Here is a 6,219-nt window from a genome sequence, read left to right as displayed (position 1 = left end):
CGAACGGGCGCCACCTCGGCTCGTCGCTTGCAGACTGATTTGCTGACCTATCGCTTCAGATATGTCCGGCGCGCCACCAAACAAATCACCGCCCATACTGTGCTGCGAAGTCCCAGTGCGAAAACAGTCCTCACCTCGTAGTCACCGCCGCTTGCGACGTGCAAACCGAACCCTGCAAAGACGAACAATGTCGCTGCAAGAATGGCGAGCGACAGGAGAAAGGCCCATCGCTGACCTAGCCACAAACCAAGGCCTGCCACGACATAGGCGCCTCCGGCAAATGTGTTGAACCACAATACAAAGGGCACGACTGCGCCCATTTCGACCGCACCCGACAGTGTCGTCGCACCTGAAAACACGGTCAGCACCCCAAAGACAACGGCAACAGCACCCGTAATACGGAGACCTGAATTACTTTCTGTCATGGGTCAAATCCTCTCTTGTGCACAACAGCGCCAATTGAACATCAAACAGTCGCAGGCCTTCCTGAACCAGCGGAAAGCCCCGCGCGCCCAGCGTCCAGCGGATCGCTACTCCCTGCACCAGCGCGGTCAGCAAGATGGCGATATCCTCCGGTTCGACGTCATGGTGCAGGTGACCAGCGGTCTGCTGATCACCGATCGCTGAAACGAGGTGGCTTTGAAATGTCCCAAGAAGCCTCCGAAACACATCCCGCAACGCCGGATTATCCACCTGTAATTCACGCGAAAACAGGATCGACGGCAGGGCGGGCGTCTGCGCTATTGCGGTCAACTGCGCCCCGATCAGTGCCTTCAGCCGTGCCTCTGGCGTGACGGCCTGCGTCGCAGTGGCCCAATCATCGCGCAGACGCGCCGCGATATCCTCGGCCACGGCCAGCCAGAGCGCGCTTTTGGTGGGGAAGTGCCGGAAGATCGCGGGCTGGCTCAGCCCGACAGCACGCGCGACATCCGTCGTGCTGAGCCGGTCCGGTCCGATCTCGTCGGCCAACCGCAGCATCTCTGTGACGATCTGCGCCTTGCGATCCTCTGCGCTTTGACGTCCAGCCATCAAACATCCCTCTTGTTAGTTATAACTCACTAACATACACTGAAATAATCGGCAACCACTGTTACGAGTCGCACCGACACGACCGAAAGGATCTTCGTTATGTCCGCCACGACCGCGCCTACCGGCTATTCCGGTCTGCAAATCGCCCTGTATGTTGCGGGCGCGCTGTATCGTCAGTTCGTCCTGCGCGATAGGACGCTGGCGCGGATGCGCCGGGCGCAAGGCTGAGCGGATGCGTCTGGCCCGCCTCCTGGCCCTGCCGCCCATCGCTATCGGTATCGCCGTTGCGTTCTGGATGATCGCGACCGCACCCGGCCCCGCGCAGGTCGCGGATGCGGCATCCGCCCTGCCGGTCCGTGTGATGACCGCAAACGCGCAGGATATCCGCCCGACAGCAACCGTCTGGGGCACTCTGCGTGCAGCCGATACCTGGGTTGCCGTGTCAGAGGTGCAAGGCGAAGTCATCTGGCGTCATCCCGATCTCGAGCCGGGCCGCCTGATCGCGCAAGGCACCGAGGTTCTGCGCATTGATCCGGCCGATTACGAACTGGCGCTGGCACAGGCCGTAGCGGATCTGGATGCCCTTGCCGCCGACGACCGGCAACTGACGACCGAAGCCGCCAATACGGCCCGCATCGTCGAGCTTGAACGCGAACGGCTGGCGCTGGCCGAGGCAGATCTCGCCCGCACCCGCACGCTCACCGAACAGGGCACCATTCCGCAAGCCCGCGCCGACGAGGCCGAACGCGCCACGCTGCAGGCCCGCCGCACGGTCGCGGAACTTGAAAACACACTGGCTCTTATCCCGTCGCGCAAGGCGCGGATCGAAGCGCAAACCGCGCGGACGCAGGCCGCCCTTGACCGTGCGCGCCGGTCGCTGGAGCGCACGACGCTGACCACGCCCTTTGATCTGCGCGTGGCCGAAGTCAGCGCCGAGAGGTTCCAGACCGTTGCGCCTGGGCAGGTACTGATCCGCGGCGACGGTATCGCGGCGGCCGAGGTCGTGGCCCATCTGCCGCTCGACAGTTTTCGCCGCCTTGTGGGCGATGTGCCCGACGGCATCACCCTTGGCGATATGATGCGCCAGGTGCCAGCCACGCAGATCGACGTCACACTCAGCCCCTTGGCTGATTCCGCACAAGTCTGGCCTGCTCGCGTCAGCCGGATCGAGGGTGCGCTTGATGCGCGTGCGCGCACTGTCCCTGTCGTGGTTACGGTGGATGACCCCTATGCAGGCGCGGACCCGCCCCGCCGCCTGCCGCTGGTCCCCAACATGCAGGTCGGGCTGTCCTTTGCGGGTGCGCCCCTGACGGGTGCCATCGTGATCCCCGAATCTGCATTGCATGCTGGCATGGTGCGCATTGCAGACCCCGATGACCTGCTGGAGCTTCGCGACGTCACCGCAGCCTTTGCGCAGGACGGGCGCGTCGTGATTGCCAGCGGGCTGTCCGCAGGCGACCGCGTGATCCTTGACGACATCGCCCCCGCGATCCCCGGCATGGCCCTGACCGCCATCGAGGTTTCGGAATGATCCGCTGGTTCACCGGCCACCCGACAGCGGCGAACCTTCTGCTCTTGTTGTTCCTTGCCGCTGGCGTCTTTGCCGCACCCGGCCTACTGCGCGAGACCTTCCCCGATTTCCGCGCGGTCGAAGCCGAAATAACCGTGTCCTATCGCGGGGCCGCCGCCGAGGATGTGGAAGGCGCGATCTGCGGGCCGCTCTGGGACGGTGTGCAGGGTGTCGAGGGGCTGGAGACATTGACCTGCACCGCACAGACCGGTCGCGCCCGCGCCGTGGCGACCATGGCACCCGGCAATGACGCGCTGCGCTTTGTCAATTCACTGCGCACCGAGGTGTCGGCCATTGACACATTCCCAGACCGCGCCGATCCCGCCATCGTGCGTGAATTGCACCGTAGCGATCCTGTCACCTCTGTCGCCATTTCCGGCGACCTGCCACTATCGGAACTGGACATTTATGCAGATGGCCTGTCAGACCGCCTGACCGCACTCGCGGGCATCTCTAATGTCACACGCAGCGGGTTGGGAACACGCACGCTGTCCATCACCGCCACCCGCGCCGTTCTTGACAGCCACGGCCTGACGCCTGCCGCACTTGCCAACGCCATTGCGGCGCAGAACATCGACCTGCCCGCAGGCACACTGGAAGGGTCGGATGCGGATCTGACCCTGCGCTTCACCGCCGAGCGTGACACGGCCACCGCCCTCGCCACCATTCCTGTGCTGGCCCTGCCGAACGGTGCGACGCTGACGCTGGGCGATGTGGCCATGATCGAAGACCGCTTCGAGCCGCCCCACGACCGCGCCTTTGTCAACGGCACGCCCGCGATCCTGATTGCCGTGGCCAAGGCGCTGGATGCCGACGCGCTGCGCGTGCTTGACGGTGTTGCGGAGCTGGTAGAAGCGGAAACCGCGCGGCTGCCCGACACGATGCAGGTCGCGGTGGTGCAGGATGTGACATCAATTATCCGCGACCGGCTGGTGATGCTGGTGCAGAACGGCATGATCGGTCTTGTGCTGGTCGTCGCTGTGATGAGCCTGTTTTTTCGCCCCGGTTTCGCGATCTGGGCCGCGATGGGGCTGCCAGTGGCTTTTGCAGGAGCGTTCGTCTGGATGGCACTGACAGGCCTGAGCCTGAACATGATGACGCTGGTGGCGCTGCTGATGGCAATCGGGATCGTGATGGACGATTCCATCGTGATTGCGGATTCCATTGCCGTGCACGCCGCCAAGGGCGCAACTGTCGAAAACGTGGCAGCAGGCGTGGCGGCCGTGGCCCCCGGCGTGATTTCATCCTTCCTGACCACGCTGGCCGTATTCCTGCCGCTTGCCTTTCTGGCAGGTGAATTGGGCGCGGTGCTTGAGGTTTTGCCGGTGGTCCTTCTGGCCGCACTTGCAGCGTCGTTGGTCGAGGCCTTTCTGATCTTGCCGCATCACCTCAAGGGCGGGATGAAAGATGCCGCCCCTTCGCGCTTTCGCGTCAGGTTCGACGCAGGGTTTGATGCTCTGCGCGAACAGGGTGTGGGGCGGCTGGCCGATGCGGCGATCCGCTGGCGGTGGCTGGTCGCGGGGCTGGCGATCGGTGCGCTGATCCTGACCGTCGGAGCGCTTGGCGGCGGGGTCGTCAAACGCGAGGCGATGCCCGAGATCGACGGCGATGTGCTTGAGGCACGGCTTATGCTGCCTTCAGGCACCCCTCTGTCGCGCACGTCAGAGGCAGTCGCACAGGTCGAAGAAGCCCTTGACCGCGTGAACGCAAGCCTGACGCCCGAACAGCCAGCGGCACAGCCACTGGTTGTCCGCCGCATCACACGCATGGGCCGCAACCTGTCGGCGGGGGAAACCGGTGCCCATGTCGCTACCGTCGCGGTGGACCTGCTGGGCGCGGAAACCCGCACCAGCACGCTAGATGATATCGTCGCGCTCTGGCGCGCGGAGATCGGGCCACTGCCCGGCGTGACTTCTTTGATCCTGACCGAACCGGGTATCGGCCCGCAGGGTATTGCCGTGGAACTGCGCCTGACCCACCCCGACCTTGCCACGCTGGTGGAAGCGGGCCGCGCCACCCTTGCGGAACTGGAAACCTACGCGGGCGTGCGCAACGCGATCCTCGACCTGCGCCCCGGTGCGCCCGAATTACGGCTGAGCCTGTCGCCGGGGGCCGAGGCGTTGGGTCTGACCGCCACAGATGTCGCGGGGCAATTACGCGCCGCCTTCCTCGGCACGCAACTCTCCGAGATCCGACGCGGCGATCTGTCGTGGGATATTGAGGTGCGGCTGTCGGACAGTGACCGCGCCGCCCGCGCCGACCTGAGCGCCTTCGAAATTGCTCTTCCCGGAGGTGGCACCGTGCCACTGGCCAGCGTCGCAGACATCACAGAGGCGCGCGGCTGGGGCAGTATCACACGGCGCAACGGGCTGCGCACCCTGACCGTATCGGCAGATGTAGACGGCAGAGCCGGCAATGCCGATGCAATTACCGCGCGGCTGGCCGAAAAGTTCCTGCCCGCGCTTGCCAGCGCCACTCAGGGCCTTGGCTATGCCATCGGCGGGCAGGCGGCGAATTCTGCGGAAACCGTTGCGTCGATCCTGCGCGGCTTTCTGATCGGGCTGGTAGGTATCTACATTGTCCTCAGCTTTCAGTTCCGCAGCTATATCGAGCCGCTGATCGTGATGATCACGATCCCGCTGGCGTTTCTGGGCGTGATCTGGGGCCACGTGCTGATGGGCTACAACATATCCATGCCCTCTCTGGTAGGTGCGGCGTCACTGGCTGGCATCGTGGTGAACAACGCGATCCTGCTGGTCGGCGTCATCAATGCGCGCCGCGCCGAAGGACTTTCCGCCGCTCTTGCCGCCGGAGAGGCCGTGCGTGCCCGGTTCCGCCCGATCTTCGTATCGGTCACGACAACGATCATGGGAATGGCGCCGCTGCTGCTCGAAACCTCGACACAGGCTCAGACGCTCAAGCCACTTGTAATCGCGGTCGTGTTCGGGCTGCTGGCGGCGACGGTGCTGATCCTGTTGGTATTGCCTGCATTTTACGCGGCATTGGAAGATATCCGACCAAAACGCTCCAACCCCGATCACAGCGGGGTATAGGAGCTGCAAAGATAAAAACGTCATACCCGCCGGTAGCCGGAACGCACTCTGTCACCTTGAAAGATTTGTTTGCAGCGCAAGAGCATGCGCCACTTGCGCGCGATTTGCCAAGAAATCCAGCCCTGTAATGGCCGACTGCGAGCGGGATGGTTCATCAAGAAATTTGCGCTAGCACAAAGTTCCGCGTTTTCGCGCGCCTAAGGTGAACTGCGAGAGGAGATCAATATGCATACCCTGAAACTTGATGATCCGGATTTGCCTCTTTCAGAAATGATGACCCGCTGGCCGCAGACAGTTCCTGTCTTCTTGCGGCATAAGATGTTGTGCGTGGGCTGTTTGATCGGCCCTTTCCACACGATCGTAGACGCCTGTGCCGCCTATCACTTGGATCAGGATGCCTTTATGGCGGAACTGATGACTGCCGCTGGTTTGTAGCGCGGTTCAGGTCTGGCTGAGTACGACCAGAGCATGCGGGTCACAGACCATGATCCGCTTGCGTTTGCTTTGCACAATCCCCTGCTTCTCCCAGGCGCTCAGCAATCGGCTGACGGTATGGAGGGTCGTGGC

At 63.4% G+C, this 6,219-nt stretch carries 7 protein-coding genes; 4 read left to right on the top strand and 3 right to left on the bottom strand.

All coding sequences use genetic code 11. From position 1 onward, the window contains the following. Positions 1–47: 47 nt before the first annotated feature. Together R6T97_RS17260 and R6T97_RS17255 are read right to left on the bottom strand one after the other, a co-directional pair. Positions 48–425 (bottom strand): hypothetical protein, encoded by a 378-nt coding sequence (locus tag R6T97_RS17260; RefSeq protein WP_410350518.1) that lies wholly within the window; start codon positions 423–425, stop codon positions 48–50. Continuing rightward, positions 412–1,029 (bottom strand): TetR/AcrR family transcriptional regulator, encoded by a 618-nt coding sequence (locus R6T97_RS17255; RefSeq protein WP_410350517.1) that lies wholly within the window; start codon positions 1,027–1,029, stop codon positions 412–414. Before R6T97_RS17255 ends, R6T97_RS17260 begins: the two co-directional genes overlap by 14 nt. A gap of 99 nt (positions 1,030–1,128) precedes the next feature. Between R6T97_RS17255 and R6T97_RS17250 the strand changes: the two genes are divergently transcribed. From R6T97_RS17250 to R6T97_RS17235, 4 genes are all read left to right on the top strand, one after another. Further along, positions 1,129–1,257, top strand: a complete 129-nt coding sequence (locus tag R6T97_RS17250) for a hypothetical protein (RefSeq protein ID WP_410350516.1) — start codon at positions 1,129–1,131, stop codon at positions 1,255–1,257. A gap of 4 nt (positions 1,258–1,261) precedes the next feature. Next, positions 1,262–2,560: an efflux RND transporter periplasmic adaptor subunit gene (locus tag R6T97_RS17245; RefSeq protein ID WP_410350515.1), complete on the top strand. Its 1,299-nt coding sequence runs from the start codon at positions 1,262–1,264 to the stop codon at positions 2,558–2,560. Continuing rightward, positions 2,557–5,652: an efflux RND transporter permease subunit gene (locus R6T97_RS17240; protein WP_410350514.1), complete on the top strand. Its 3,096-nt coding sequence runs from the start codon at positions 2,557–2,559 to the stop codon at positions 5,650–5,652. The genes R6T97_RS17245 and R6T97_RS17240 overlap by 4 nt, the downstream gene beginning before the upstream one ends. A gap of 225 nt (positions 5,653–5,877) precedes the next feature. Next, complete coding sequence (locus tag R6T97_RS17235; protein ID WP_410350513.1) at positions 5,878–6,087, top strand: DUF1858 domain-containing protein; 210 nt, start codon at positions 5,878–5,880, stop codon at positions 6,085–6,087. 6 nt (positions 6,088–6,093) lie between these two features. Here the strand turns inward: R6T97_RS17235 and R6T97_RS17230 are convergent. Then, positions 6,094–6,219 (bottom strand): helix-turn-helix domain-containing protein (locus R6T97_RS17230; RefSeq protein WP_410350519.1); only part of this gene is annotated, 126 nt, incomplete at its 5' end.

It is taken from the genome of Yoonia sp. (assembly GCF_046498525.1).
Taxonomy (GTDB): Bacteria; Pseudomonadota; Alphaproteobacteria; order Rhodobacterales; family Rhodobacteraceae; genus Yoonia.
The sequence above is the reverse complement of the archived record's forward strand: the minus strand, read 5'-3'. Positions and strand labels throughout refer to the sequence as shown.